The following is a 25038-nucleotide window of genomic DNA, read 5'->3' on the forward strand; positions in this document are numbered from 1 at the left end:
CGACTCACTCATAACGTAGCGCCTCCGCAGGCTGGGTGCGCGCGGCACGCCAGGCTGGATACAGGGTGGCGAGGAAACTCAGGACCAACGCGGCGCCGCAGACCATCAAGACGTCCTGGCTCTGCACTTGCGACGGCAGGTAATCGATGAAGTACACGTCGGCGTTGAGGAATTTATGGCCGATCACACCTTCGAGGGCCGAGATCGCGGCACTGACGTTCAGCGCGGCGAAGATGCCGACCACGGCGCCGATCAGCGTACCGACCACGCCGATGACGGTGCCCTGCACCATGAAGATCGCCATGATCGTGCGCGGCGTGGCGCCCAGGGTGCGCAGGATCGCGATATCGCCCTTCTTGTCGTTCACCACCATCACCAGCGTGGAAATGATGTTGAACGCGGCAACAGCGACGATCAGCAACAACAGCAGGCCGATCATGGCTTTTTCCATGCGGATCGCCTGGTACAGGTTGCCGTGGGTGCGGGTCCAGTCACGGGCGTAATAACGATCTTCGCCCAGCTGTTGAGCGATGCTCCACGCGGTGCGCGGCGCCTGGAACAGGTCGTCGAACTTCAGGCGGATGCCCTGCACCTGATCCGGCTTCCAGCGGTGCAGCCTGGCCAGGTCCTGCAAGTTGGTGATGCCCAGATAACCGTCCAGCTCACCGGCGCCGACATGGAAGATGCCGACCACGGTAAAGCGTTTCATGCGCGGGAACATGCCGGCCGGGGTCACGGTGACTTCCGGCGCGACAAACGTCAGCTTGTCGCCGAGGGCGGCACCAAGCTTGGCCGCGGCCTTGTCGCCGATGACGATGCCGAATTCACCCGGCACGAGATCGTCGAGTTTGCCCTGCTGCATGAAGTTATCAATGATCGAGACGTTGCGCTCCAGCGCAGGATCGATGGCATTGAGCAGGACTTTGGAAACTTTGCCGTTGTTGGTCAGCAAACCCTGCATCTGGGTAAACGGCGCCACGGCCGTCACCTGCGGGTTCTGCTTGACCTTGGCGGCCAGGCTTTGCCAGTCGCTGATCGGCTCACCGGACTCGATGGTCGCGTGAGGCACCATGCCCAGCACGCGGGTGCGCATCTCATGATCGAAGCCGTTCATGACCGACAGCACCACAATCATCACCACCACGCCGAGGGCGAGACCGATCATTGAAGTCAGGGAAATGAACGACACAAAATGATTGCGACGCTTTGCACGGGTATAACGCGTGCCAATAAATACGAAGAGAGGTCTGAACATGTCGGGGCTTGTTCGGAGGGAAAAGGAACGTCCTTGTGGCGGGGGTCGATAACCAGCTTTACACTCAGACCACCGCCGCTACCATGGGTTCGCCATGTCGACATTAGATGAAGAAGATCGCCGCGAATACTACCGTATCGAGGATACGATCGCACTGGAAATTCGGACCCTGTCCGCTCCCGAGGCCGCTGGCCTGGAAGTGTTGCAGGATGCTTCTCCACTGTTCAACTTGCTCAGCGAGCTGCACCTGAGCGAATTCGAGTCGCAACACCTGCTACGCCAGATCAGTGAACGTGACCGCAACCTCGCAGCGTTCCTGAAATCCCAGAACAAACGCATCGATTTACTCAGCCAGGTGATCGCAATCACCGTGCTCGGGCAGATTGGCGAGCCGCAGCCGGTGATCATTTCCGAAGGCGGTATCGACTTTCAGTACCCGACGCCGATCGCCGTGGGCGCGCACCTGTCGGTCAAGCTGGTGTTGATGCCGCAAGCCCTTGGCCTGTTGCTGCGAGCCCGCGTCACCCATTGCGACCGCAAGGCGGGTGCCTTTGACGTCGGCACCGAGTTCGAACGCCCAACCGACGCCCAGCGGCAGTTGCTGGCCCGCTACATTTTGCAGAAGCAGGCCCAGGAACGTCGACTGGCCCGCGAAAACGAATCAGGCATTTAATTTAAGGAAGAACCGTGACCCTCATCTACGGCCATCGCGGCGCCAAGGGCGAAGCACCGGAAAACACCCTGACCAGCTTTCAGGAATGCCTTAAACACGGCGTGCGCCGTTGCGAACTGGACCTGCACCTGTCCATGGACAACGAGTTGATGGTCATCCATGACCCGACACTCAAGCGCACCACTGACCGTCGCGGCAAAGTCGTCGAACATACGGCGGCCGAGCTGGTGACTTACGACGCACGCAAGGGTGGCCCGGGCTGGATCAAACCCTGCCCGATTCCGACGCTGGAAGAATTGTTCGAAAAGTGCGATTTCGATCACTGGCAGCTGGAAGTCAAAAGCGCTTCACGCACCCGCGCCGCGACAACGGTGCTGGCGATTCGTGAAATGGCCCAGCGTTTCGGCCTGCTCGACAAGGTCACGATCACCTCGAGTTCACGCGAAGTGCTCAAGGCTGCGCTGGACCTGGTGCCGGATGTGTCTCGCGGATTAGTCGCCGAATACGCCTGGCTCGACCCGCTGAAGGTCGCGCAAAGCTATGGCTGTGACATTCTGGCGTTGAACTGGACGCTGTGTACGCCGGAACGCCTGCAGAAGGCGCAGCGTCAAGGGCTGCATGTGTCGGTGTGGACAGTCAACGAGCCCGCGCTGATGCGCAGACTCGCCGACTTCGGCGTTGACAGCCTGATTACAGACTTTCCCGGTTTGGCCAGCGCCACGCTCGAGAATTGCTGAAATCGGTCTCCCCGGCCGGCTCAGGCCACCGGCCGGAGCCGCTCAAAAAAGCCGGTTGAGGCCATCGTATGCCGCTACCCGATAGGCTTCAGCCATGGTCGGGTAGTTGAACGTCGTGTTGACGAAATACTTCAGGGTGTTCAGTTCGCCCGGCTGGCTCATGATCGCCTGACCGATGTGCACGATCTCCGACGCCTGATAACCGAAGCAGTGAACGCCCAGCACTTCCAGGGTTTCGCGGTGGAACAGGATCTTCAGCATGCCCTGAGGCTCACCCGCGATCTGTGCACGCGCCATGCTCTTGAAGAACGCCTTGCCCACTTCGTACGGCACCTTGGCCTGGGTCAGCTCCTGCTCGTTCTTGCCGATCGAGCTGATTTCCGGAATGGTGTAGATGCCGGTCGGCACGTCATTCACGAAGCGCCAGCTGTTGTTATCGACGATGCTGCCAGCGGCCGAACGGCCCTGGTCATGCGCGGCACTCGCCAGGCTCGGCCAGCCGATCACGTCACCGGCACCGTAAATGTTCGGTACGCAGGTGCGGTAGGCTTCGTCGACTTCGATCTGGCCACGGCTGTTGACCTTCACGCCGATGTTTTCCAGACCCAACTGGTCGGTGTTACCGGTACGGCCGTTGCACCAGAGCAAGGCATCGGCCTTGATTTTCTTGCCGGACTTGAGGTGCAGGATCACACCGTTGTCCACGCCTTCGACGCGGTCGTAGTCTTCGTTGTGGCGAACCGTGATGTTGTTGTTGCTGAAGTGGTAGCTCAACGCCTGGGAAATTTCCGAGTCGAGGAAGCTCAGCAATTGACCACGGTTGTCCACCAGCTCAACCAGCACACCCAGACCACTGAAGATCGACGCGTATTCGCAACCGATCACGCCAGCGCCGTAAACGATGAGTTTGCGCGGGGTGTGGCCGAGGCTGAGGATGGTGTCGCTATCGTAGATACGCGGGTGGTGGAAATCGATGTCCGCCGGGCGATAAGGACGCGAACCGGTGGCGATGATGATGTGCTTGGCCACCAGCTTCTCGACCACACCGTTGGCGCAGACCACTTCGATGGTTTGCTCGTCGGCGAAGCTGCCGGTGCCGAAGAACACGTCGACGCGGTTACGGGCGTAGTAGCCGGTACGCGAAGCGACTTGTTTGGAAATGACTTTCTCGGCGCTTTTCAGCACGTCCGGAAACGAGAACCAGCGCGGCTCACCAATGGCCCGGAACATCGGGTTGGTGTTGAACTGCATGATCTGCCGGACCGAGTGACGCAGTGCCTTGGACGGGATGGTACCCAGGTGGGTGCAGTTGCCGCCGACCTGGCGACGGCTATCGACCATCGCCACCTTGCGCCCTGCTTTGGCGGCGTTCATTGCCGCGCCTTCTCCCGCCGGGCCGGAACCCAGCACCACCACGTCGTAGTTGTAGACAGCCATGCGTACTCCTCAGAACAGGCCGCGGCGCCATCGGCACCCTGCGGCTAAATCACGCCGATCTGTGGCGTGAAGGAACAATTTGGGGCCAGTGCAGAACCCGGACACAGTCTATAGAAGCGTCAACGCCGCGCACATTAACCCTTGGTCGCGTCGTAGGCTAGTTTTGCCTGCACTACAACGCCAGTCTTCATTGCTTGAATCATTGCCATCACTCAGCTTTGCCGCCACTGAGGCGTTCAAAAGCCTGATTGGTTCGTGTGACGAAACCTGTATCGGCACGAATCACAAAGAATGCACCAATGTCATGTGCCTGGGCATAGTCCCAACCCCGTTCAGGGCCGAGAATCAGCAACAACGTCGATAGTCCATCGGCCATCAACGCTGAAGGATGAATCACCGTGACTGACGCCAGGGTATGTAGGATCGGTGCACCGGTGCGCGCATCGAAGGTGTGGGAATAACGCCTTCCGTCCTGCTGAAAATAGTTGCGGTAATCGCCGGAGGTGGAAACGCCATAGCCGTCCACCGCGATAATTTTTTGCGCAACCTGCTGATCATCCCGGGGTTCTTCGAGGGCAATTCGCCAGGGTAAACCGTCGAGTTTCCTGCCGGCAGCCTTGAGCTCGCCCGTGGCTTCGGCGAGGTAATCGTGAATTCCCATGGCTTCGAGCCTGGCGGCAATGGTGTCGACGGCATAACCGGCGGCGATGCTGTTGAAGTCGACTTCGACGGCGGCATCCTTGCACAACTGATCGCGGTCGATGCGCAGGTGTTGGTAACCGACGCGTTGCCGCACTTCGGCCAGTGCCTGAGCGCTCGGGACTTTTTCCTCACGGGCCTGCGGGCCAAATCCCCAGAGATTGAGCAACGGTTCTACTGTCAGGTCGTAGGAACCTTCGCTTTGCTCTGACAGCTGTTCACCGACGCGAATCAATTTGAGGATCGACGCCGGCATTTTCTGACAGCGATTAGTGGGGAGATCGTTGAAGCGTTCGATATCGGAGTCGCTGCGGTAGGTCGACATTTGTTGATCGACGTCAGCGAGGATCTTTTCGACTTCGGCCTGGACGTCTTTTGGGGCGGGAAGACCTTCGCGGCGCACGTATTTGATTGAATAGGTGCTACCCATGGTCGGGCCGCCGAAGGTTTCCAGGCTGTCGCCGTTGCCACAACCGCACAAAACGCCGGCCAGAACCACAAGTGCGCCCCATCGTCCAGTTAACAAATCTTCATCTCCCCTCTAAACCGCGCCCGCCATTATGGGCCTCAGAGCGCAGGAGAGCGAGGTCTGCCAGCGCCCGCCAATCAAACGTAAACCTGTGGGCGAGCCTGCACACGATAGCGGTGACAGGACTTACGACCGCCACACACAGGTGCAGCGTTTTCAAACAAGATCCAGCGTGAGTGCCTAGAAATGTCTTCCAATACGAGCAACGGCAAAGCAATTTTTCGCGTCGTCAGCGGAAACTTCCTGGAGATGTTCGATTTTATGGTCTACGGCTTCTACGCCACGGCCATCGCCAAAACCTTCTTCCCTGCCGACAGCGCTTTCGCTTCCCTGATGTTGTCACTGGCGACTTTCGGGGCCGGCTTCCTGATGCGTCCGCTGGGCGCGATTTTCCTCGGCGCCTATATCGACCGTCATGGTCGTCGCAAAGGCTTGATCATCACCCTGGCCATGATGGCCGCCGGCACGGTGCTGATTGCCTGCGTGCCAGGCTACGCCACGCTGGGCGTCGCGGCCCCGCTGATCGTGTTGTTCGGTCGACTGCTGCAAGGCTTCTCGGCCGGCGTGGAATTGGGCGGCGTGTCGGTGTATCTCGCCGAGATTTCGACGCCTGGTCGCAAGGGCTTTTTCGTCAGTTGGCAGTCCGCCAGCCAACAAGCCGCGGTGGTGTTCGCAGGCCTGCTGGGCGTCGGCTTGAACCACTGGCTCAGCCCGGAACAAATGGGTGACTGGGGCTGGCGCGTGCCGTTCCTGATCGGTTGCATGATCGTGCCGGTGATCTTCGTGATTCGACGTTCGCTGGAAGAAACACCGGAGTTCCAGGCGCGTAAACACCGCCCTACCCTGCGGGACATCATCCGTTCGATCAGTCAGAACTTTGGCATTGTTATCGCCGGCATGGCATTGGTGGTGATGACCACCGTGTCGTTCTACCTGATCACCGCTTACACCCCGACTTTCGGTAAAGCCGAACTGCATCTGTCGGACCTGGATGCGCTGCTGGTGACGGTGTGCATCGGCTTGTCGAACTTCTTCTGGCTGCCGGTGATGGGTACCGTGTCTGACAAGATCGGACGTAAGCCCCTACTGTTGGCGGCGACGATTCTGGCAATCCTCACCGCTTATCCGGCCCTGTCGTGGCTGGTGGCGAACCCGAGCTTCAGCCATTTGCTGATTGTCGAATTGTGGCTGTCGTTCCTGTATGGCTCGTACAACGGCGCCATGGTGGTGGCACTGACCGAGATCATGCCGGTAGAGGTTCGTACGACCGGGTTCTCGTTGGCCTACAGCCTGGCGACGGCGACGTTTGGCGGGTTTACCCCGGCGGCGTGTACGTATCTGATTCATGTGCTGGACAACAAGGCTGCGCCGGGGATCTGGCTCAGTGGTGCGGCGGTGTTGGGGTTGATCGCGACGCTGGTGTTGTTCCGGGGTAATCGTCATGAGTTGCGAACTGCGAAGGCGGCAGTGGCTGGCGGCGCCTGATAGAAAGCCATCGTCGGATCGCCGCCCGGAGCGAGCCTGCTCGCGATGAGGCCGGCACAAACAACACACCAACACCTGACAAAGCGCACAAACAAAAACGCCCCGACCTAGGTCGGGGCGTTTCATGTGTTGCTAACGCTTAGCGCGGGAACGCTGGCGGGTTTACACCGGCCATGTCTTCCATCACGCGTACCACTTGGCAGCTGTAACCGAATTCGTTGTCGTACCAAACGTACAGAACAACGCGGTTGTCTTGGGTGATGGTCGCTTCAGCGTCCACAACGCCTGCGTGGCGCGAGCCAACGAAGTCGGTGGAAACCACTTCCTGCGAGTTGACGTAGTCGATTTGCTTATGCAGATCGGAGTGCAGCGCCATGTAGCGCAGGTACTCGTTCATCTCTTCGCGGGTGGCGGCTTTCTCAAGGTTCAGGTTGAGAATGGCCATCGACACGTTTGGCGTTGGAACGCGGATCGCGTTACCGGTCAGCTTGCCAGCCAGCTCAGGCAGTGCCTTGGCAGCAGCAGTGGCAGCACCGGTCTCGGTGATGACCATGTTCAGCGCGGCGCTACGGCCACGGCGATCGCCCTTGTGGAAGTTGTCGATCAGGTTTTGGTCGTTGGTGTACGAGTGAACCGTTTCAACGTGACCATTGACGATGCCGAACTTGTCGTTCACAGCTTTCAGCACCGGCACGATGGCGTTGGTGGTGCAGGAAGCGGCGGAAACGATCTTGTCGTCAGCGGTGATTTCACCGTGGTTGATGCCGTGAACGATGTTCTTCAGCTTGCCTTTACCCGGCGCGGTCAGAACAACGCGGTCGATACCCGGGCAAGCCAGGTGTTGACCCAGGCCCTCGGCGTCACGCCATACACCGGTGTTGTCCACCAGCAGCGCGTCTTTGATGCCGTACTGGGTGTAATCCACTTCAGTCGGGTTCTTCGCGTAGATAACCTGGATCAGGTTGCCGTTGGCGGTGATGGTGCTGTTGGCTTCATCGATGGTGATGGTGCCGTCGAACGGACCATGAACCGAATCACGGCGTAGCAGGCTTGCACGCTTGACCAGATCGTTCTCGGCGCCCTTGCGGACAACGATGGCGCGCAGACGCAAGCCGTCGCCACCACCGGTTTTCTCGATCAGGATACGTGCCAGCAGGCGACCGATACGACCGAAGCCGTACAGGACAACGTCGGTGCCTTTGCGCGCGGCAACGTTCTGCTGACCAACGACGTCAGCCAGTTCTTCACGGACGAACTGCTCGGCAGTGCGACCTTTGCCTTCGGCCTTGAACTTGACCGCAAGCTTGCCCAGGTCTACCGAAGCGGCGCCGAGCTTGAGCTCGCTCATCGCCTTGAGCAGCGGGAATGTTTCGTGGACGGACAATTCGCTGTCATCGGACTGACGATGACGGGCAAAGCGGTGAGCTTTGAGAATCGCAATGACTGAACGGTTGATCAGGCTGCGGCCATAGATCGAGCTCACCACGTTGTTATTGCGGTAGAGCTGACCGATAAGCGGAATCATCGCTTCTGCGAGTGCTTCACGGTCGATCCATTCACCAAGACACTGGTCGGGCTTCTGAGTCACGGGAACCTTCCACATGTAGGGGCAGAAAAAAGGGGCTACATTATGCCGCCGACTCCCTCCCGTAGCAATGCGCGCTTGTCGTGCGATCCGTAACATTTTCCTGTTCAAAAAAATCACGCTACGCCGAAGCCCAATAAAACCGGGGCTTCCAGCGCAGTCAATTTTTTGGAGACAACGCTACCTTGTCCGTAACCCTCCGTAACACTGGTTGGTTTTGCCACTACATAATCAGCAAATAACAGTAAAAAAGCGGCAGATTTTGTCTTTACCACTACATTTCACCAAACCTGCGTAATAGACACAGTCTGCAACTGACAGGCGGCACCCGGGGCCGCTACAATTACCGACTTTGTCGCAACGCTTGGAGCTCAACCTTCCGTGCCCGTTCTGCGTCTACCGCTTCTCCCTGCCGCGGCAGGTAAACAGCACTGGGGCAACTTGCCCGGTGCCGCCCTCAGCCTGGCCATCGCCGAGGCTGCCAGCGCTGCCAAGCGCTTTACCCTGCTGCTGACCGCCGACAGCCAAAGTGCCGAACGGCTGGAGCAGGAGCTGAGTTTCTTCGCCCCGGATTTGCCCGTGCTGCATTTCCCGGACTGGGAAACCCTGCCCTACGATCTGTTTTCGCCGCACCAGGACATTATTTCCCAGCGCATCTCGGCCCTTTACCGGTTGCCGGAGCTGAGCCATGGCGTGCTGGTGGTGCCGATCACCACGGCTCTGCATCGCCTGGCGCCGACCAAATTCCTGCTCGGTAGCAGCCTGGTGCTGGACATTGGCCAGAAGCTCGACGTCGAACAAATGCGTACGCGGCTTGAAGCCAGCGGTTATCGCTACGTCGACACGGTGTACGAGCATGGCGAGTTCACGGTGCGCGGCTCGCTGATCGACCTGTTTCCGATGGGCAGCAAACTGCCGTTCCGCATCGACCTGTTCGATGACGAAATCGAAACGCTGCGCACGTTCGATCCGGAAAACCAACGCTCCATCGACAAGGTCGACACCGTCCGCCTGCTGCCTGCGCGTGAATTTCCGCTGCAAAAAGATGCGGTCACGCGCTTCAAGGCACGCTTCCGTGAGCGCTTCGACGTCGACTTTCGCCGCTGCCCGATCTTTCAGGATTTGAGCAGCGGGATTACACCGGCCGGTATCGAGTACTACTTGCCGCTGTTCTTCGACGAAACCTCCACACTGTTCGATTACCTGCCGCAGGACACGCAAGTGTTTTCCCTGCCGGGTATCGAGCAAGCGGCGGAGAATTTCTGGAACGACGTGCGCAATCGTTATGAAGAGCGCCGCGTCGACCCGTCCCGTCCTTTATTACCGCCGGCCGAGTTGTTCCTGCCGGTGGAGGATTGCTTTGCCCGCCTGAAAAACTGGCCGCGCGTGGTAGCCAGTCAACAGGACGTGGAAACCGGTGTCGGCCGCGAGCGTTTCCCGGCGCGGGAGCTGCCAAACCTCGCCATCGAAGCCAAGGCCACTCAGCCATTGGCGGCGCTGGCGGGTTTCCTTGATGAATTCCCTGGACGTGTGCTGTTCACCGCCGAGTCGGCGGGCCGTCGCGAAGTGCTGCTGGAATTGCTCGAACGCCTGAAGCTGCGACCGAAAACCGTCGACAGCTGGCCCGACTTCGTCGCGAGCAAAGAGCGTTTGGCAATCACCATCGCCCCGCTCGACGAAGGCCTGGTACTCGACAATCCGGCCCTGGCACTGGTGGCCGAGAGTCCGTTGTTCGGTCAGCGCGTGATGCAGCGCCGTCGCCGCGAAAAACGCGCCGACGCCAACAACGATGCAGTCATCAAGAACCTCACCGAGCTGCGCGAAGGCGCGCCGGTGGTGCACATCGATCACGGTGTGGGTCGCTACCTCGGGCTGGCCACGCTGGAGATCGACGATCAGGCCGCCGAATTCCTCACGCTGCAATATGCCGAAGGCGCCAAGCTGTACGTGCCGGTGGCCAACCTGCATCTGATCGCGCGTTACACCGGCAGCGATGATGCCTTGGCCCCGCTGCACCGTCTCGGCTCCGAAACCTGGCAAAAAGCCAAGCGCAAAGCCGCCGAACAGGTGCGCGACGTGGCCGCCGAATTGCTCGACATCTATGCCCGTCGCGCCGCCCGCGAAGGTTATGCCTTCGAAGATCCGAAAGCCGACTACGCAACCTTCAGCGCTGGTTTCCCGTTCGAAGAAACCCCCGACCAGCAAACCACCATCGAAGCGGTGCGTGCCGACATGCTCGCGCCGAAGCCGATGGATCGCCTGGTCTGCGGCGACGTGGGTTTCGGCAAGACCGAAGTGGCAATGCGCGCCGCCTTCATCGCGGTGCACGGCGGTCGTCAGGTGGCGATTCTGGTGCCGACCACCCTGCTCGCCCAGCAACACTACAACAGCTTCCGCGACCGCTTTGCCGATTGGCCGGTGACCGTAGAGGTGATGAGCCGCTTCAAGTCGACCAAGGAAGTGAACGCTGCGGTCGCGGACCTCGCCGAAGGCAAGATCGACATCGTGATCGGCACGCACAAGCTGCTGCAAGATGACGTGAAGATCAAAAACCTCGGGCTGGTCATCATCGACGAAGAACACCGTTTCGGCGTGCGTCAGAAGGAACAGCTCAAGGCCCTGCGCAGTGAAGTCGACATCCTGACCCTGACCGCCACGCCAATTCCGCGAACGCTGAACATGGCCGTGTCGGGCATGCGCGACCTGTCGATCATCGCCACCCCGCCGGCCCGTCGCCTGTCGGTGCGGACCTTCGTCATGGAGCAGAACAAGAGCACGGTCAAAGAGGCCCTGCTCCGTGAATTGCTGCGTGGCGGCCAGGTTTACTACCTGCACAACGACGTGAAGACCATCGAGAAATGCGCCGCCGACCTCGCCGAACTGGTGCCGGAAGCACGGATCGGTATCGGCCACGGACAGATGCGCGAGCGTGAACTCGAACAAGTGATGAGCGACTTCTACCACAAGCGCTTCAACGTGCTGATCGCCTCGACCATCATCGAGACCGGCATCGACGTGCCGAGCGCCAACACCATCATCATCGAGCGTGCCGACAAATTTGGCCTGGCACAGCTGCACCAGTTGCGCGGCCGTGTCGGGCGCAGTCACCACCAGGCTTACGCTTACTTGCTGACACCGCCGCGCCAGCAGATCACCCCGGATGCGGAAAAGCGTCTGGAGGCGATCGCCAACACCCAGGACCTTGGCGCAGGCTTCGTGCTGGCCACCAACGACCTGGAAATCCGTGGTGCCGGCGAGCTGTTGGGCGATGGTCAGAGTGGGCAGATCCAGGCGGTTGGTTTTACGCTGTACATGGAAATGCTCGAACGTGCGGTGAAGTCGATCCGCAAGGGCGAGCAGCCAAACCTCGATCAGCCGCTGGGCGGTGGCCCGGAAGTCAATCTGCGCGTACCGGCATTGATTCCCGAAGACTATCTGCCGGACGTTCACGCCCGCTTGATTCTCTACAAACGCATCGCTTCGGCCACCGACGAAGAAGGCCTCAAGGACCTGCAAGTCGAGATGATCGATCGATTCGGCCTGTTGCCGGAGCCGACCAAGAACCTGATGCGCATCACGGCGCTGAAGCTGCAGGCCGAATTGCTGGGTATCAAGAAAGTCGACGGCGGCCCGCAAGGTGGCCGAATCGAGTTCGCGGCACAGACACCGGTCGACCCGCTGACGCTGATCAAACTGATTCAGGGCCAGCCCAAACGCTACAAATTCGAAGGGGCCACGATGTTTAAATTCATGGTGCCGATGGAGCGCCCGGAAGAACGCTTTAATACTGTAGAGGCGCTGCTTGAGCTCCTTATCCCGAAAACTGCTTGAAGGACGCCGCATGCGCCTGTTTCGCTCTCTGACCCTGCTGTTAACGCTGGTCGCACCCACGGCGTTTGCCGATGATCTGTATCAGATTGAAATGATTCTGGTCCGGCAAAACGCCGTACCCGCTATCGTCAGCCGCGCCGCGCCGGAAGACTGGGCCGCCGGCGCGCAGCCCATCAGCAAGGACAGCCTGCGTACGCCGAGCCTGAATGGCGAAGTGGAAAAACTCACGGCTAGCGCGGACTACACCGTGTTGCTGCACAAAGCCTGGCAACAAACGCTCGGCGAGCAAGACAGCAAAGTGGCGATCAGCGATGGCAAGGAACAATATGGTCAGTTCCCGATCGAGGGCACGTTAAGCCTGAAACTGGGGCGCTTCACCGACGTCGACGCCGATTTCTGGGTCAACCAGATTGACGGCAATGGCATGGTCACCGCCAGCGAACGCCTCAAGCAAGAAAGCCACACCAAGAACGGCCAGCTGAACTTCCTCGACAACGGCCACCTCGCCCTGTTGATCAAGATCACCTCGCTCACCGCCCCTGCGCCTCGGCCAGTCCCCGATGAAATACCGGACTGATTGAAGTCCCTATGACCTCGACCCTGAGCAAACCCCTGGGACCTTCCTGGGTCAGCCGATTCAAAGAACAGAGCCTGGAGCGTGGCCGCCGCTACGCACTGGAGAATCGTGTCAGGATCGTCGAGGTCGGTGACGCTACGATCACTGCGGCATGCGAAGGCTCTGGCGGCAATGTGTACCGTCAGACTATTCGCCTGCGCGAGTCAGCCAAAGCCACCTTGCTGATGGTCGATGCCACCTGCACTTGCCCGGTCCACAGCAACTGCAAACATTGCGCGGCAGTGTTGCTCAAAGTCCAGGAAACACTGGCCTACCCTGCGGCAGCCCAAGACGCCGAACTGCTGGAAAAACTCCAGGCCGTACTGGAAAACCGCGGGCCGAAAGCGCCTCCGCAAGTGCTTGTGGATAACGTGCAGCCGGTGCCTCGCCTGTGGCTGGCGAGTGTCGAGTTCAGTGCTTTCGAACCACGCAACGGCAAAATGCAGCGCTACATTCAACATCGCGCCGCACTGTCGTTCAGCTATCTGGATGAATACGTTGCCGGGCAGAAGAACACCGACATCCTGATCCGCCAGGAAACCCAGACGCTGCGGATAAAACGTCACCCGGATGTGGAGCAAACCTACAGGGAACAGCTGCGAATCCTCGGCTTCAAGATCGCCACCCGGCAAAGCAAGGCTTTGCCGGAAAGCGCCGGCGAGCTCTACGAGATGGTTAACGACAGCGCCTGGTTGACGTTCACCCTCAACGAATTACCGAAGCTGCGCACTCAGGGTTGGGAGCTGCAGATCGACGAAGATTTCGGTTTCGATTTGACTGCTGTGGACGACTGGTACGCCACCGTCGAGCAAGCGCCGGAACGCGACTGGTTTGATCTGGAGTTGGGGATCATCGTCAACGGCGAGCGGCTGAGTTTGCTGCCGATCCTGTTGAACCTGATGCGCTCGCACACTGAAATCCTCAACCCGGAACGCCTCGCCCGACGTCGCGACGACGAGCTGATTCTGGTGAACATCCCCAATCGGCCGAATTCCGAGTACGGCCCGCTGCAAGTCGCCCTGCCCTTCGGCCGCTTGAAGCCGGTGCTGGCGACGCTCGGCGAGTTCTATCTGCAAGAGCCCGGCGAAACCACCCTGCGTTTGAGCAAAGCGGACGCCACGCGCCTGAATCCGCTGGAAGACTTGCCGCTACTCTGGGAGGGCGGCGAACAAATTCGCACCTTTGCCCAGCGCTTGCGCGACATCAAGGACTACACGGCGACAGCACCTGAAGGTTTGAACGCGACGTTGCGTCCTTATCAGCTGGAAGGCCTGAGCTGGATGCAGTCGCTGCGGCAACTGGAAGTCGGCGGGATTCTTGCGGACGACATGGGCCTGGGCAAAACCCTACAAACCCTGGCGCATGTTCTGACTGAAAAAGCGGCTGGGCGCCTCGATCGGCCGTGCATGGTGGTGATGCCCACCAGCCTGATCCCGAACTGGCTCGATGAAGCAGCGCACTTCACGCCGCAACTCAAAGTGCTGGCGCTGTACGGCGCCAGCCGCAAAAAGCATTTCGAGCAGTTGGCTGACTACGACCTGATCCTGACTACGTATGCGCTGCTGCCCAAGGACGTCGAGCGCCTGGCCGCGCAGCCATTGCACGTGCTGGTACTGGATGAAGCTCAATACATCAAGAACCCCAACAGCAAGGCGGCCCAGGCGGCCCGCGAACTGAACGCGCGCCAGCGTTTGTGCCTGAGCGGTACACCGCTGGAAAACCACCTCGGTGAGCTGTGGTCACTGTTCCACTTCTTGCTGCCTGGCTGGCTGGGCGACGTGAAAAGCTTCAACCGCGATTACCGGGTGCCGATTGAAAAGCGTGCCAGTGAAGTCAGGCTTCAGCACCTCAATGGCCGGATCAAACCGTTCCTCTTGCGTCGGACCAAGGAACAGGTCGCGACGGAATTGCCGCCGAAGACCGAGATCATTCACTGGGTCGAACTCAACGAAGCCCAGCGCGACGTGTATGAAACCATGCGCCTGGCGATGGACAAGAAAGTCCGCGACGAGATCACCCGCAAAGGCGTGGCGCGCAGCCAGATCATCATTCTTGAGGCGCTGCTGAAGCTGCGTCAGGTGTGCTGTGATTTGCGCCTGGTCAACGATGCCGTCCTGCCGACGCGTGGCAGCACATCGGGCAAGCTCGACAGCCTGATGGAGATGCTTGATGAATTGTTTGAAGAAGGTCGACGGATTCTGTTGTTCTCTCAGTTCACGTCAATGCTGGCGCTGATCGAAGTCGAACTGAAGAAACGTGGCGTCGAGTACGCGCTGCTGACCGGACAAACCCGCGACCGACGCGCGCCGGTGAAGGACTTTCAGAGCGGCAAGCGTCAGATTTTTCTGATCAGCCTGAAGGCCGGCGGTGTTGGCTTGAACTTGACCGAAGCGGATACGGTGATCCACTACGATCCATGGTGGAACCCGGCGACGGAGAATCAGGCGACTGACCGGGCGTATCGTATCGGTCAGGAGAAGCCGGTATTCGTCTACAAGATGATTGCCCGCGGCACGGTGGAAGAGAAAATTCAGCACCTGCAGAAAGAAAAATCCGACTTGGCGGCTGGCGTGCTCGATGGACGCAAGACCGGGGACTGGAAGTTGCAGAGTGATGATATCGAAGCGTTGTTTGCGCCGTTGCCGGATAAGCTCGAAAAGCGCTGAGGTGTGCGTTGCCAGCTACATTGCCTTCGCGAGCAGGCTCCCACATTTGGATCAGTGTTTACCCAACATACTGGGAACACCACAAATCTACTGTGGGAGCGAGCCCGCTCGCGAAAGAGTCAACTCGGTATTACGACTGCTCAGCCTTTCAACACCCGCGCCAACGTCGACTTCACCTTCCCCATCCCGTCATGCAACGCCTGCTCGATCTCGGCCATGGTAATCACCGCCGTCGACTTGCCCGCCGCCGGGTTCACCACCAGCGCAAGGCACGCGTAATCCAGTTCCAGCTCACGCGCCAGTGCCGCTTCCGGCATGCCGGTCATGCCGACAATGTCGCAGCCATCACGATCAAGTCGCGCGATTTCAGCAACGGTTTCCAGCCGCGGGCCCTGGGTGCAGGCATACACCCCATGACTGCTGTAACCCACGCCTTCAGCCGCCAGCGCCGCGATCAATTGCTGACGCAGCTGCTCGCTGTAGGGATAGCTGAAGTCGATGTGGGTAACGTGCTCCAGGTCATCGGCGAAATAGGTGTGTTCACGGCCACTGGTATAGTCGATCAGTTGATGCGGTACGCAAAAATGCCCGGTACCCATCGCAGCATGAATGCCGCCCACCGCGTTAACCGCGAGGATCGCTTCGGCGCCCGCCTGCTTCAATGCCCAAAGGTTGGCCCGGTAGTTCACCTGATGCGGCGGCAAACGGTGCGGATGACCATGACGCGCGAGGAACAGCACTTCCTTGCCGGCGTATTCACCGATATGAACCTCGGCCGAAGGCGGACCGTAAGGCGTGTCCACCACCAGTGACTGACGAATGCTCAGGCCTTCGAGTTGAGTCAGGCCGGTGCCACCGATAATCGCGTAAACCGTCATAACGTAAAGTCCTTATTCAATCAGTTGAGCGTCTTTGAGCGCACCGACAGCCGCCAGCCAGCGCGGGTTCTGCCGGTATTCGGTATTGGCGTACGACTGGCCGCGCATCCGCGCAATTCGCTCGGACGGCTTGACCTTCAGGCGCTGGGCAGCGCTCAGCGCCAATTCCGCAGCGGCGCGGTCGTTGCACACCAGGCCCATGTCGCAGCCAGCGGTCAACGCAGCTTCGATACGGCTGGCGGCATCGCCCACCACATGTGCGCCGGCCATCGACAGGTCGTCGCTGAAGATCACGCCGTCGAATTGCAGCTCGCCGCGCAAGATGTCCTGCAGCCAACGACGGGAGAAGCCGGCAGGCTGGGAGTCGACTTGTGGGTAAATCACATGAGCCGGCATCACAGCGGCCAGCTGCTTGCTCAGTTTGGCGAACGGCACAAGGTCGTTGGCGCGGATCTCGTCGAGGCTGCGCTCGTCATTCGGGATGGCGACGTGGGAATCCGCTTCGGCCCAGCCATGGCCGGGGAAATGCTTGCCGGTGGCGGCCATGCCGGCGCTGTTCATGCCACGGATGAATGCGCCGGCCAGCAGTGCTGCACGCTCCGGATCACCTTCAAATGAACGGGTGCCGACGACGGCGCTGCGCTGGTAATCCAGGTCCAGCACCGGGGCAAAACTCAGGTCAAGACCGACGGCCAGCACTTCGGTGGCCATGATCCAGCCGCATTGCTCGGCCAGGTACTCGGCGTTCGGATTGTCGGCGATGGCACGCATCGCTGGCAGGCGAACGAAGCCTTGGCGCAAACGCTGAACGCGGCCGCCCTCCTGGTCCACCGCCAGCAGCAGATCGGGACGAATGGCGCGAATCGAAGCGCTCAACTCGCGCACCTGGCGCGGGGTTTCGATGTTACGAGCGAAAATGATCAGGCCGCCCACTTCGGGCTGGCGCAACAATTGGCGATCTTCAGCCGTCAGCCAGGTACCGGCGACGTCCACCATCAACGAGCCTTGCAGGCCAGCAGTCATAGAGATTCCTTGATAACGAGAAACCCGGCCCACACGTATTCGCCGCCTTGGGCAATGCCCGGCAGGTCGGCGATACAAATGGGGAGCGGGTTCAGAACGAGAGTCGGCATGGGCGGCTAGCTTAGCGGATGTCAGCTGCCGCGCCCACCCGTGTGCGGTTAAACCTTGGCGCCAGCCGGGGCTGACTTGCTGCGTGGACGCAGCTGCGCGGTGGCCATGGCCGTGTCGGTCACGCCGGTTTCCGCACGCATGCCTGCGGCCAGGAACGGCACCATCAGGCGCATCACTTGTTCAATGGAGGTGTTGACGCCGAAATCGGTCTCGGCAATCGCACGCAAGGCTTTGATCCCCGACATGCTGAACGCCGCAGCGCCGAGCATGAAGTGCACGCGCCAGAACAGTTCGATTGGTGGAATACGCGGCGCGGCTTCGTTGACCAGCATCATGTATCGACGAAACACCTTGCCGTACATGTCTTCCAGGTAACGACGCAAATGGCCTTGGCTCTGACTGAATGCCAGACCCAACAGACGCATGAAGATAGAGAGATCGTTGCCGCTGCGTGGTTGTACTACCAGGGCTTGCTCGACGAGGATTTCCAGCAGTTCTTCGAGCGTCGGCTTGTTTTCAGGCTTGGCCTGGCGCCGCTCGAGCTCTTTATCAAGGCTCAGGCAGAACGGACCTAGGAAGCGCGAGAAGACCGCCTGGATCAGCGCTTTCTTGGAGCCGAAATGATAGTTCACCGCCGCCAGATTGACACCGGCCTTGCTGGTGATCAGACGCAATGAGGTTTCAGCGAAACCTTTTTCCGCGAACAACTGCTCGGCAGCATCAAGAATGCGTTCAACGGTTTCCGACTGGGCCATGGCTACTCCGCCTGACAAACACTTGTTTGAAACATACGTTTCAGCCTGTGTATTGTCAAGCTTGGCCGTTCGTTTCGGGAATGGTCGGTCAGCTATTTAACCATACAACGGCGAAGCTTCAATCAGCGGGTCGATCGACCGTCCGGCGGTCGATAAAAAAAGGGGCATTGCCAAGACGCTTTCACTGTATATAATCCCAGTCACTGTATAAAAAGACAGAGCGACCACAATGCTAAAGCTGACGCCACGCCAAGCAGAGATTCTGGCCTTCATCAAACGCTGCCTCGAAGACAACGGCTACCCGCCGACCCGCGCGGAAATCGCTCAGGAACTGGGTTTCAAGTCACCCAACGCAGCGGAAGAACACCTTAAGGCGCTGGCCCGCAAAGGTGCCATCGAGATGACCCCGGGCGCTTCCCGCGGCATTCGTATTCCAGGCTTCGAAGCCAAGGCTGACGAGTCCACCCTGCCAATTATTGGTCGAGTGGCTGCCGGCGCTCCCATTCTGGCCCAGCAGCACATCGAAGAGTCCTGCAACATCAACCCTGCTTTCTTCCATCCGCGCGCCGACTATTTACTGCGTGTTCACGGCATGAGCATGAAGGACGTCGGTATTTTCGACGGCGACCTGCTGGCCGTACACACCACGCGTGAAGCCCGTAACGGCCAGATCGTGGTCGCGCGTATCGGCGACGAAGTGACGGTCAAGCGCTTCAAGCGTGATGGCAGCAAGGTCTGGTTGATTGCCGAAAACCCTGAATTTGCCCCTATCGAAGTGAACCTGAAAGATCAGGAACTGGTGATTGAAGGCTTGAGTGTCGGCGTGATTCGCCGCTAAAGGAGGCTTTATGCAGTTCCCACACACATCACAGCAAGCCCAACTGCCACTGTTCGAGGCATTCATGGCGCAACCCCTGGCGCCGATCCTGAAAGACGTGGTCGAGTCGCCTTGGAGCGCCGAGCCCGAAGTCTTCAGTGAGCTGTCGCTACGTGGTGCAGCGGGAAACTGCCTGAACCTTCTGGCACCGATTCTGAGGGAATTGAGTCAGGACCAGGACGCACGCTGGCTGACACTGATTGCCCCGCCAGCTAGCCTGACACAGGCCTGGCTGCGGGACGCCGGTCTCAATCGCGAACGTATCCTGCTGCTGCAACCTCGCGGCGCCCAAAGCGCCCAGCAGCTGACCTGCGAAGCCTTGCGTCTGGGCCGCAGCCACACAGTGGTCAGCTGGCTCAACCCATTGAGCACGGCCTCACGGCAACAGTTGATCAGCGCCGCCCGGACCGGGGACGCACAGAGCCTGAATATTCGATTGGGTTAACTGAGAAACTTAACTGACAAACAATGCGCGCCTTGATCTGCGCGAGGCTTCTCCAAGGATAGAGAAGCCGACCTGTAGCGTTGTCCGTAAAAACCGACGGGCGGGATCAATGAAGGACGCGAGTGCCCTGATCCTTTTCAAATTCGCCTTCAACCAGGCGTCCTGCCATCTGAACGCCGACGCTTAACATCGCTTTGGCGACTTCCACGTATTGGCCTTGCAGGAACGCCTTGGCATCCTCGGAGAAATCCAAAGTAACCAGAGAACCCTCGTCCTCGGCCCTGCGCAGCTCGATACGGCCGTCTGGTAACTCGACAATTTCTAGAAAGGACGTTGGCATAAAGGTCTGTTCTCCACGAAAGGCGGGGATTATATAGGCATCGGTCAGGCTTCGCTCAGCAAGTTGACCAGATGTCATGGCAATGAAATATCTTTTTGCACTCATCCCTGAGCGGACACCCTGTCGGAGCATCCGTCTTTGCGCTTAGTCCTTCAGCACTCGTTCAATCCTTCGCGAAACCGGATCGCCAGCCCTTTCAGGTTCTGACGCCAACTCTCCAGTTCTTCTCGGCTCAACTCTTCCGGCGCCTCTTCTGCATCCAGGTTAACGGCCAGGATCAGCGGCTGAGTTACGTCGCCTTTAGGCTTGTGCGGCGCGCGGGGTGGTTGAAACAACGCCGCATGGGCCGCCAACAACTTGGCCAACCAGGTTTCAGGGTTTTGTGCGAGCTCGACCATCTCCGCCATCTCAGGAATCGCGATGGATTCGAGGACTTCGCGAGTCAGCAACAGCTCAGCTCGAGGCGCATTGGCCTGCGGCAAGCGATAGAACCCGGCGATCTCATGGCACAGCCCCAGCAGGGCACCGTACAAGTGAAACAACGCCGATTCACGCCCAGCCTGGATCAGCGCCAGCGAGTTCATTGCCCGCCCCTCTTCGGCCTTGGCGAGCGCTTCCAGCGACAGGCCGGCGAAATAAATCTTCTGATTGGTACGGGTATAAAGTTCGTGGGCCATGACGGCAGCCTCCACAACGAAATAATTGCTTCACGCAGGTCAGACAGTGTCGTGGATCACCCGAGGCGACCGCAAGCACAAAACAAAAAGGCCGCATGAAAACCCGAGGGTTGTCATGCGGCCTTTTGTGTACAGCTCTTTTTAAGCCTTGGCTGCCGGACGCTTGTCTTCAACCGTCCACTTGCCGCCGTCGTAGTAAGCCTTCCAGCCAGTCGGCTTACCGTCGACTTCTGTCTGCACATACTGCTCTTTGGTCTTGCGGCTATAACGGATCACGGAAGGGAGACCGTCCGGGTCTTTCTTCGGCGCTTCGCAGAGGAAGTGGTACTTCGGATCGATCTCATCCTTGTGCGGCACAATTTCCATGACCAGCGGAGCACGAGTCTCGCGGTTTTTCGGGAATTGGCTGGCCGCCAGGAACAGGCCGGAAGCACCGTCGCGCAGGATGTAGGTGTCGTTGACCTTTTCGCATTTCAGCTCAGGCATCTTCACCGGGTCCATCTTCGGCGGCGCCGCGTCACCGCTCTTCAGCAGTTTGCGGGTGTTCTTGCAGGTCGCGTTGGTGCAACCGAAGAACTTGCCGAAACGGCCGGTCTTGAGCTGCATCTCGCTGCCGCACTTGTCACATTCCAGGCTCGGACCTTCATAGCCTTTGATGCGATAGGTGCCCTCTTCGATTTCGTAGCCCGAGCAATCCGGGTTGTTACCGCAGATGTGCAGCTTGCGCTTCTCATCGAGCAGGTAAGCGTCCATCGCCGTGCTGCAGATCGGGCAGCGATGCTTGCCACGCAACACCAGGGATTCCGACTCACCTTCGTCGTCCGCGGCGATTTCATCACCCGGCACCAGGTTGACGGTGGCCTTGCAGCGTTCTTTCGGCGGCAGGCTGTAGCCCGAGCAGCCGAGGAACACGCCGGTCGAGGCCGTACGAATCTGCATTGGACGGCCGCAGGTCAGGCACGGAATGTCGGTCATGACCGGCTGGTTGGCGCGCATGCCGTTTTCGGCGCTTTCGGCAACTTCGAGCTTCTTCTTGAAGTCACCGTAGAACTCGTCCAGCACGTTTTTCCAGTCGCGCTCGCCCTGGGCCACGTCATCGAGGTTCTCTTCCATGCCGGCGGTGAAGCCGTAGTCCATGAGGTTGGAGAAGCTCTCGGACAGACGCTCGGTGACGATGTCACCCATCTTTTCCGAATAGAAACGACGGTTGTGCAGCGCGACGTAGCCGCGGTCCTGGATAGTCGAAATGATCGCCGCATAGGTCGAAGGACGACCGATGCCGCGTTTTTCCATTTCTTTAACCAGGCTCGCTTCCGAATAACGCGCAGGCGGCTTGGTGAAGTGCTGGGTCGGATCAAGCTTGATCAGCTTCATCGCGTCGCCCTGAGCCATGTCTGGCAGCACATCGTCGTCGCCCGGCTTGGCGATTTGCGGCATGACACGGGTGTAACCGTCGAACTTCAGGATGCGGCCCTTGGCACGCAGCTCGAAATCGCCAGCACCCACGGTGACAGTGGTCGACAGGTATTGTGCCGGCAGCATCTGGCAAGCGAGGAACTGGCGCCAGATCAGCTCGTAGAGCCGCTCTGCATCACGCTCCATGCCCGACAGCTTGCTTGGCTCGGTATTGGCATCGGAGGGACGAATCGCTTCGTGAGCCTCTTGTGCGCCTTCCTTGCTGCTGTAGACGTTCGGGGTTTCCGGCAGGTACTTCTTGCCGAACTCGCCTTCAATATAAGTGCGCGCCATCGTCACGGCATCGGCCGAGAGGTTGGTGGAGTCGGTACGCATGTAAGTGATGTAGCCGGCTTCGTACAGACGCTGGGCCATCATCATGGTTTTCTTCACGCCGAAGCCCAGGCGGTTGCTCGCAGCCTGTTGCAACGTGGACGTGATGAACGGGGCCGACGGCTTGCTGCTGGTCGGTTTGTCTTCGCGCTTGGCGATGCTGTAGCTGGAAGCCTTGAGCTTTTCCAGCGCGGCCATGGCCTGGGCTTCGTTCAGCGGCTTGAAGGCCTCGCCTTTCTCACGCGCTACGTCAAAGCGCACAGTCGCGCCCTTGGCGGTGCCGAGGTCAGCGTGGACTTCCCAGTATTCTTCCGGGTTGAACGCACGGATTTCGCGTTCGCGCTCAACCACCAGTTTTACGGCAACCGACTGCACGCGACCGGCGGACAGGCCACGGGCGATCTTGGCCCACAGCAGCGGCGAAACCATGTAACCCACCACGCGGTCGAGGAAACGACGCGCCTGCTGGGCATTTACACGGTCGATGTCCAGCTCGCCCGGTTTGGAGAAGGCTTCCTGAATCGCCTTCTTGGTGATTTCGTTGAACACCACGCGCTTGTAGCGGCTGTCGTCACCACCGATGGCTTCGCGCAGGTGCCAGGCAATGGCTTCCCCCTCGCGGTCCAAGTCGGTTGCGAGATAGATGGTGTCAGCATCTTTGGCGAGCCGGCGCAGCTCTTCGATGACTTTTTCCTTGCCCGGGAGGATCTCGTACTTGGCTTTCCAGCCATGATCGGGATCGACACCCATGCGCGAGACCAGCTGCTTGCGCGCTTTCTCTTTCGGCGTGAGCACCGGACCTTCACCCGCGGCAGCCTTGCCGCGCTTGGCGGCTGGCTCTTTGCTGGCGCTAGCCGAACCGCTGGTGGGCAGGTCTCGGATATGGCCGATACTCGACTTCACCACGTATTGGTTACCCAGATACTTGTTGATGGTCTTGGCCTTAGCCGGGGATTCCACAATGACCAGCGATTTGCCCATGGATCAGAAAATTCCTGAATTCTAGAAGTGAAAGGCGGTTGGCGCCTGACGCGGCACCGCTATATATAGTGGCTACAAGGTGAGGTCAAGCGCAGGGTTTTGCGCGCACTCAGCTTATGGCTTCGAAAAAAGGCTCGGTTCGGCTTGCACCAAAGCAAAGCGTGGCACCTGTTCGCCGTCAACTTCGACCGACTCCAGGAACATGCTCAAGGGACGCACCCAAAAGCCGTAATCGCCATACAGGGCTTGGTAGAAGACTACTTCTTCTTCGGTTTCCGAATGCCGCGCAACACTGAATACGCGGTACTGCGGACCTTTGTAATGTTGGTAGAGCCCAGGTTGTATCGGCATGGTTTGGCCCTCACTCAAATCTTTTCAAAATAAAAACAAAAATAAATTCAGAAAAACAAAAACCGGGGCACTTGGCCCCGGCTTCCGTCAACGGATCGCTTAAACGCGTTCGAAGACGGTGGAGATGCCTTGGCCGAGACCAATGCACATGGTAGCCACCCCGAAGGTGCCGCCATTTTGCTTCATCACGTTCAACAGCGTGCCGGAGATACGTGCACCGGAGCAACCGAACGGGTGACCCAGGGCGATTGCGCCGCCGTGCAGGTTAACCTTCTCGTTCATCTTGTCGAGAACTTTCAGATCTTTCAGCACTGGCAGGGCCTGTGCAGCGAAAGCTTCGTTGAGCTCGAAGAAGTCGATATCGTTAATGCCAAGGCCCGCGCGTTTCAGTGCTTTTTGTGTAGCCGGTACTGGACCATAGCCCATGATTGCCGGGTCCACACCTGCCACTGCCATCGAACGGATCACGGCCATAGGCTGGATGCCCAGGTCCTGAGCACGCTGCGCCGACATCACGATCATGCACGAAGCGCCGTCGGTGATTTGCGACGAAGTACCTGCTGTTACGGTGCCGCCCTTCGGGTTAAACGCTGGCTTCAGAGCCGCCAGGCTTTCCAGGGTGGTTTCCGGACGAATGGTTTCGTCGTAATCGAACAGTTTCAGGAAACCGTTCTCGTCGTAGCCCTGCATCGGGATGATTTCGTCTTTGAACTTGCCTTCCAGCGTCGCCTTGTGGGCGAGCTGGTGGGAGCGCACGCCGAAAGCGTCCTGTTGTTCGCGAGTGATGCCGTGCATCTTGCCCAGCATTTCAGCGGTCAGGCCCATCATGCCCGAGGCTTTCGCCGCGTACAGGGACATGTGCGGGTTCGGATCGACACCGTGCATCATGCTCACGTGACCCATATGCTCGACGCCGCCGACGACGAACACGTCACCGTTGCCGGTCATGATCGCTTGCGCGGCAGTGTGCAGTGCGCTCATCGACGAGCCACACAGACGGCTTACGGTCTGACCGGCAGCAGTGTGCGGGATCTGAGTCATCAGGGACGCCATGCGCGCGATGTTCCAGCCCTGTTCCAGGGTCTGGTTTACGCAGCCCCAGATCACGTCTTCGACTTCGTTCGGGTCAACCTTGACGTTGCGTTCCAGCAATTTGCTGATCAGGTGCGCCGACATGTCTTCGGCGCGGGTGTTGCGGTGCATGCCGCCCTTGGAGCGGCCCATCGGAGTACGACCGAAGTCGACAATCACGACGTCTCTTGGATTCAAGCTCATAAAATTTCACTCTCGCTCAAGTGT

At 59.3% G+C, this 25038-nt stretch carries 20 protein-coding genes; 8 read left to right on the forward strand and 12 right to left on the reverse strand.

Annotated features, from left to right (window positions below; translation table 11 throughout):
* Window positions 1-4 precede the first annotated feature (4 nt).
* On the reverse strand, window positions 5-1255 hold the full coding sequence (locus ACWKV5_RS03735) for a lipoprotein-releasing ABC transporter permease subunit (RefSeq protein WP_123434322.1): 1251 nt from the start codon (window positions 1253-1255) through the stop codon (window positions 5-7).
* A gap of 94 nt (window positions 1256-1349) precedes the next feature.
* Between ACWKV5_RS03735 and ACWKV5_RS03740 the strand changes: the two genes are divergently transcribed.
* Both ACWKV5_RS03740 and ACWKV5_RS03745 read left to right on the forward strand, forming a co-directional pair.
* Window positions 1350-1928 carry a PilZ domain-containing protein gene (locus ACWKV5_RS03740; RefSeq protein WP_027921674.1) on the forward strand — a complete coding sequence of 193 codons (579 nt, stop codon included), beginning with the start codon at window positions 1350-1352 and terminating at the stop codon, window positions 1926-1928.
* A 14-nt stretch (window positions 1929-1942) separates the two neighbouring features.
* Window positions 1943-2665: a glycerophosphodiester phosphodiesterase gene (locus tag ACWKV5_RS03745; protein ID WP_027921675.1), complete on the forward strand. Its 723-nt coding sequence runs from the start codon at window positions 1943-1945 to the stop codon at window positions 2663-2665.
* Between the two features lie 42 nt (window positions 2666-2707).
* Here the strand turns inward: ACWKV5_RS03745 and sthA are convergent, their stop codons facing one another.
* Together sthA and ACWKV5_RS03755 are read right to left on the reverse strand one after the other, a co-directional pair.
* Complete coding sequence (gene sthA / locus ACWKV5_RS03750; protein WP_007907752.1) at window positions 2708-4102, reverse strand: Si-specific NAD(P)(+) transhydrogenase; 1395 nt, start codon at window positions 4100-4102, stop codon at window positions 2708-2710.
* A 208-nt stretch (window positions 4103-4310) separates the two neighbouring features.
* Window positions 4311-5300, reverse strand: a complete 990-nt coding sequence (locus ACWKV5_RS03755; protein WP_483840222.1) for an FAD:protein FMN transferase — start codon at window positions 5298-5300, stop codon at window positions 4311-4313.
* A 216-nt stretch (window positions 5301-5516) separates the two neighbouring features.
* Between ACWKV5_RS03755 and tcuC the strand changes: the two genes are divergently transcribed.
* On the forward strand, window positions 5517-6815 hold the full coding sequence (gene tcuC / locus ACWKV5_RS03760) for a tricarballylate/proton symporter TcuC (protein ID WP_483840223.1): 1299 nt from the start codon (window positions 5517-5519) through the stop codon (window positions 6813-6815).
* Between the two features lie 139 nt (window positions 6816-6954).
* On the opposite strand, the gene ACWKV5_RS03765 is transcribed toward tcuC, so the two are convergent.
* Window positions 6955-8418 (reverse strand): glyceraldehyde-3-phosphate dehydrogenase, encoded by a 1464-nt coding sequence (locus tag ACWKV5_RS03765; protein ID WP_140667082.1) that lies wholly within the window; start codon window positions 8416-8418, stop codon window positions 6955-6957.
* A 363-nt stretch (window positions 8419-8781) separates the two neighbouring features.
* On the opposite strand from ACWKV5_RS03765, the gene mfd reads away from it, so the two are divergent.
* The 3 genes from mfd to ACWKV5_RS03780 are packed head-to-tail and all read left to right on the forward strand — an operon-like array spanning window position 8782 to window position 15513.
* Window positions 8782-12231 (forward strand): transcription-repair coupling factor, encoded by a 3450-nt coding sequence (mfd, locus tag ACWKV5_RS03770; protein ID WP_483840224.1) that lies wholly within the window; start codon window positions 8782-8784, stop codon window positions 12229-12231.
* Window positions 12232-12241: 10 nt separating this feature from the next.
* Window positions 12242-12808 (forward strand): CsiV family protein, encoded by a 567-nt coding sequence (locus ACWKV5_RS03775; RefSeq protein ID WP_483840225.1) that lies wholly within the window; start codon window positions 12242-12244, stop codon window positions 12806-12808.
* An 11-nt stretch (window positions 12809-12819) separates the two neighbouring features.
* On the forward strand, window positions 12820-15513 hold the full coding sequence (locus tag ACWKV5_RS03780; protein ID WP_483840226.1) for an SNF2-related protein: 2694 nt from the start codon (window positions 12820-12822) through the stop codon (window positions 15511-15513).
* Window positions 15514-15653: 140 nt separating this feature from the next.
* Here ACWKV5_RS03780 and ACWKV5_RS03785 read toward each other — a convergent pair whose 3' ends face one another.
* From ACWKV5_RS03785 to ACWKV5_RS03795, 3 genes are all read right to left on the reverse strand, one after another.
* Complete coding sequence (locus ACWKV5_RS03785; RefSeq protein WP_483840227.1) at window positions 15654-16391, reverse strand: S-methyl-5'-thioinosine phosphorylase; 738 nt, start codon at window positions 16389-16391, stop codon at window positions 15654-15656.
* Window positions 16392-16403: 12 nt separating this feature from the next.
* Window positions 16404-17414 carry a beta-N-acetylhexosaminidase gene (gene nagZ / locus ACWKV5_RS03790; protein ID WP_310260441.1) on the reverse strand — a complete coding sequence of 337 codons (1011 nt, stop codon included), beginning with the start codon at window positions 17412-17414 and terminating at the stop codon, window positions 16404-16406.
* Window positions 17415-17572: 158 nt separating this feature from the next.
* The gene (locus tag ACWKV5_RS03795) at window positions 17573-18280 is read right to left on the reverse strand and encodes a TetR/AcrR family transcriptional regulator (RefSeq protein ID WP_483840228.1); all 708 of its coding nucleotides are present in this window, start codon (window positions 18278-18280) and stop codon (window positions 17573-17575) included.
* 229 nt (window positions 18281-18509) lie between these two features.
* Here ACWKV5_RS03795 and lexA point away from each other — a divergent pair, with 229 nt between their 5' ends.
* The gene (gene lexA / locus ACWKV5_RS03800) at window positions 18510-19118 is read left to right on the forward strand and encodes a transcriptional repressor LexA (protein WP_007944149.1); all 609 of its coding nucleotides are present in this window, start codon (window positions 18510-18512) and stop codon (window positions 19116-19118) included.
* A 10-nt stretch (window positions 19119-19128) separates the two neighbouring features.
* Entirely contained in the window at window positions 19129-19602 is a 474-nt protein-coding gene (sulA, locus tag ACWKV5_RS03805) for an SOS-induced cell division inhibitor SulA (protein WP_483840229.1), read from the forward strand.
* 106 nt (window positions 19603-19708) lie between these two features.
* On the opposite strand, the gene ACWKV5_RS03810 is transcribed toward sulA, so the two are convergent.
* The 5 genes from ACWKV5_RS03810 to fadA form a co-directional block, all read right to left on the reverse strand.
* Window positions 19709-19942, reverse strand: coding sequence for a hypothetical protein (locus tag ACWKV5_RS03810; protein ID WP_027921686.1), 234 nt, complete (start codon window positions 19940-19942; stop codon window positions 19709-19711).
* 152 nt (window positions 19943-20094) lie between these two features.
* On the reverse strand, window positions 20095-20619 hold the full coding sequence (locus ACWKV5_RS03815) for a DUF6586 family protein (RefSeq protein WP_483840230.1): 525 nt from the start codon (window positions 20617-20619) through the stop codon (window positions 20095-20097).
* Window positions 20620-20760: 141 nt separating this feature from the next.
* Window positions 20761-23388 carry a type I DNA topoisomerase gene (topA, locus tag ACWKV5_RS03820; protein WP_483840231.1) on the reverse strand — a complete coding sequence of 876 codons (2628 nt, stop codon included), beginning with the start codon at window positions 23386-23388 and terminating at the stop codon, window positions 20761-20763.
* A 114-nt stretch (window positions 23389-23502) separates the two neighbouring features.
* Entirely contained in the window at window positions 23503-23739 is a 237-nt protein-coding gene (locus tag ACWKV5_RS03825) for a DUF1653 domain-containing protein (RefSeq protein ID WP_007953059.1), read from the reverse strand.
* Between the two features lie 99 nt (window positions 23740-23838).
* Complete coding sequence (gene fadA / locus ACWKV5_RS03830) at window positions 23839-25014, reverse strand: acetyl-CoA C-acyltransferase FadA (protein WP_007944141.1); 1176 nt, start codon at window positions 25012-25014, stop codon at window positions 23839-23841.
* Window positions 25015-25038 lie beyond the last annotated feature (24 nt).

The organism is Pseudomonas oplopanacis, assembly GCF_057128725.1.

What these genes read in the sequence shown, in the direction of transcription:
- ACWKV5_RS03765 (WP_140667082.1), bottom strand. Translation starts at nt 8,418, where the DNA reads ATGTGGAAGGTTCCCGTGACTCAGAAGCCCGACCAGTGTCTTGGTGAA.
- ACWKV5_RS03785 (WP_483840227.1), bottom strand. Translation starts at nt 16,391, where the DNA reads ATGACGGTTTACGCGATTATCGGTGGCACCGGCCTGACTCAACTCGAA.
- ACWKV5_RS03815 (WP_483840230.1), bottom strand. Translation starts at nt 20,619, where the DNA reads ATGGCCCACGAACTTTATACCCGTACCAATCAGAAGATTTATTTCGCC.
- ACWKV5_RS03735 (WP_123434322.1), bottom strand. Translation starts at nt 1,255, where the DNA reads ATGTTCAGACCTCTCTTCGTATTTATTGGCACGCGTTATACCCGTGCA.
- ACWKV5_RS03775 (WP_483840225.1), top strand. Translation starts at nt 12,242, where the DNA reads ATGCGCCTGTTTCGCTCTCTGACCCTGCTGTTAACGCTGGTCGCACCC.
- tcuC (WP_483840223.1), top strand. Translation starts at nt 5,517, where the DNA reads ATGTCTTCCAATACGAGCAACGGCAAAGCAATTTTTCGCGTCGTCAGC.
- nagZ (WP_310260441.1), bottom strand. Translation starts at nt 17,414, where the DNA reads ATGACTGCTGGCCTGCAAGGCTCGTTGATGGTGGACGTCGCCGGTACC.
- fadA (WP_007944141.1), bottom strand. Translation starts at nt 25,014, where the DNA reads ATGAGCTTGAATCCAAGAGACGTCGTGATTGTCGACTTCGGTCGTACT.
- lexA (WP_007944149.1), top strand. Translation starts at nt 18,510, where the DNA reads ATGCTAAAGCTGACGCCACGCCAAGCAGAGATTCTGGCCTTCATCAAA.
- sthA (WP_007907752.1), bottom strand. Translation starts at nt 4,102, where the DNA reads ATGGCTGTCTACAACTACGACGTGGTGGTGCTGGGTTCCGGCCCGGCG.
- ACWKV5_RS03740 (WP_027921674.1), top strand. Translation starts at nt 1,350, where the DNA reads ATGTCGACATTAGATGAAGAAGATCGCCGCGAATACTACCGTATCGAG.
- ACWKV5_RS03825 (WP_007953059.1), bottom strand. Translation starts at nt 23,739, where the DNA reads ATGCCGATACAACCTGGGCTCTACCAACATTACAAAGGTCCGCAGTAC.
- sulA (WP_483840229.1), top strand. Translation starts at nt 19,129, where the DNA reads ATGCAGTTCCCACACACATCACAGCAAGCCCAACTGCCACTGTTCGAG.
- ACWKV5_RS03810 (WP_027921686.1), bottom strand. Translation starts at nt 19,942, where the DNA reads ATGCCAACGTCCTTTCTAGAAATTGTCGAGTTACCAGACGGCCGTATC.
- ACWKV5_RS03795 (WP_483840228.1), bottom strand. Translation starts at nt 18,280, where the DNA reads ATGGCCCAGTCGGAAACCGTTGAACGCATTCTTGATGCTGCCGAGCAG.
- ACWKV5_RS03780 (WP_483840226.1), top strand. Translation starts at nt 12,820, where the DNA reads ATGACCTCGACCCTGAGCAAACCCCTGGGACCTTCCTGGGTCAGCCGA.
- topA (WP_483840231.1), bottom strand. Translation starts at nt 23,388, where the DNA reads ATGGGCAAATCGCTGGTCATTGTGGAATCCCCGGCTAAGGCCAAGACC.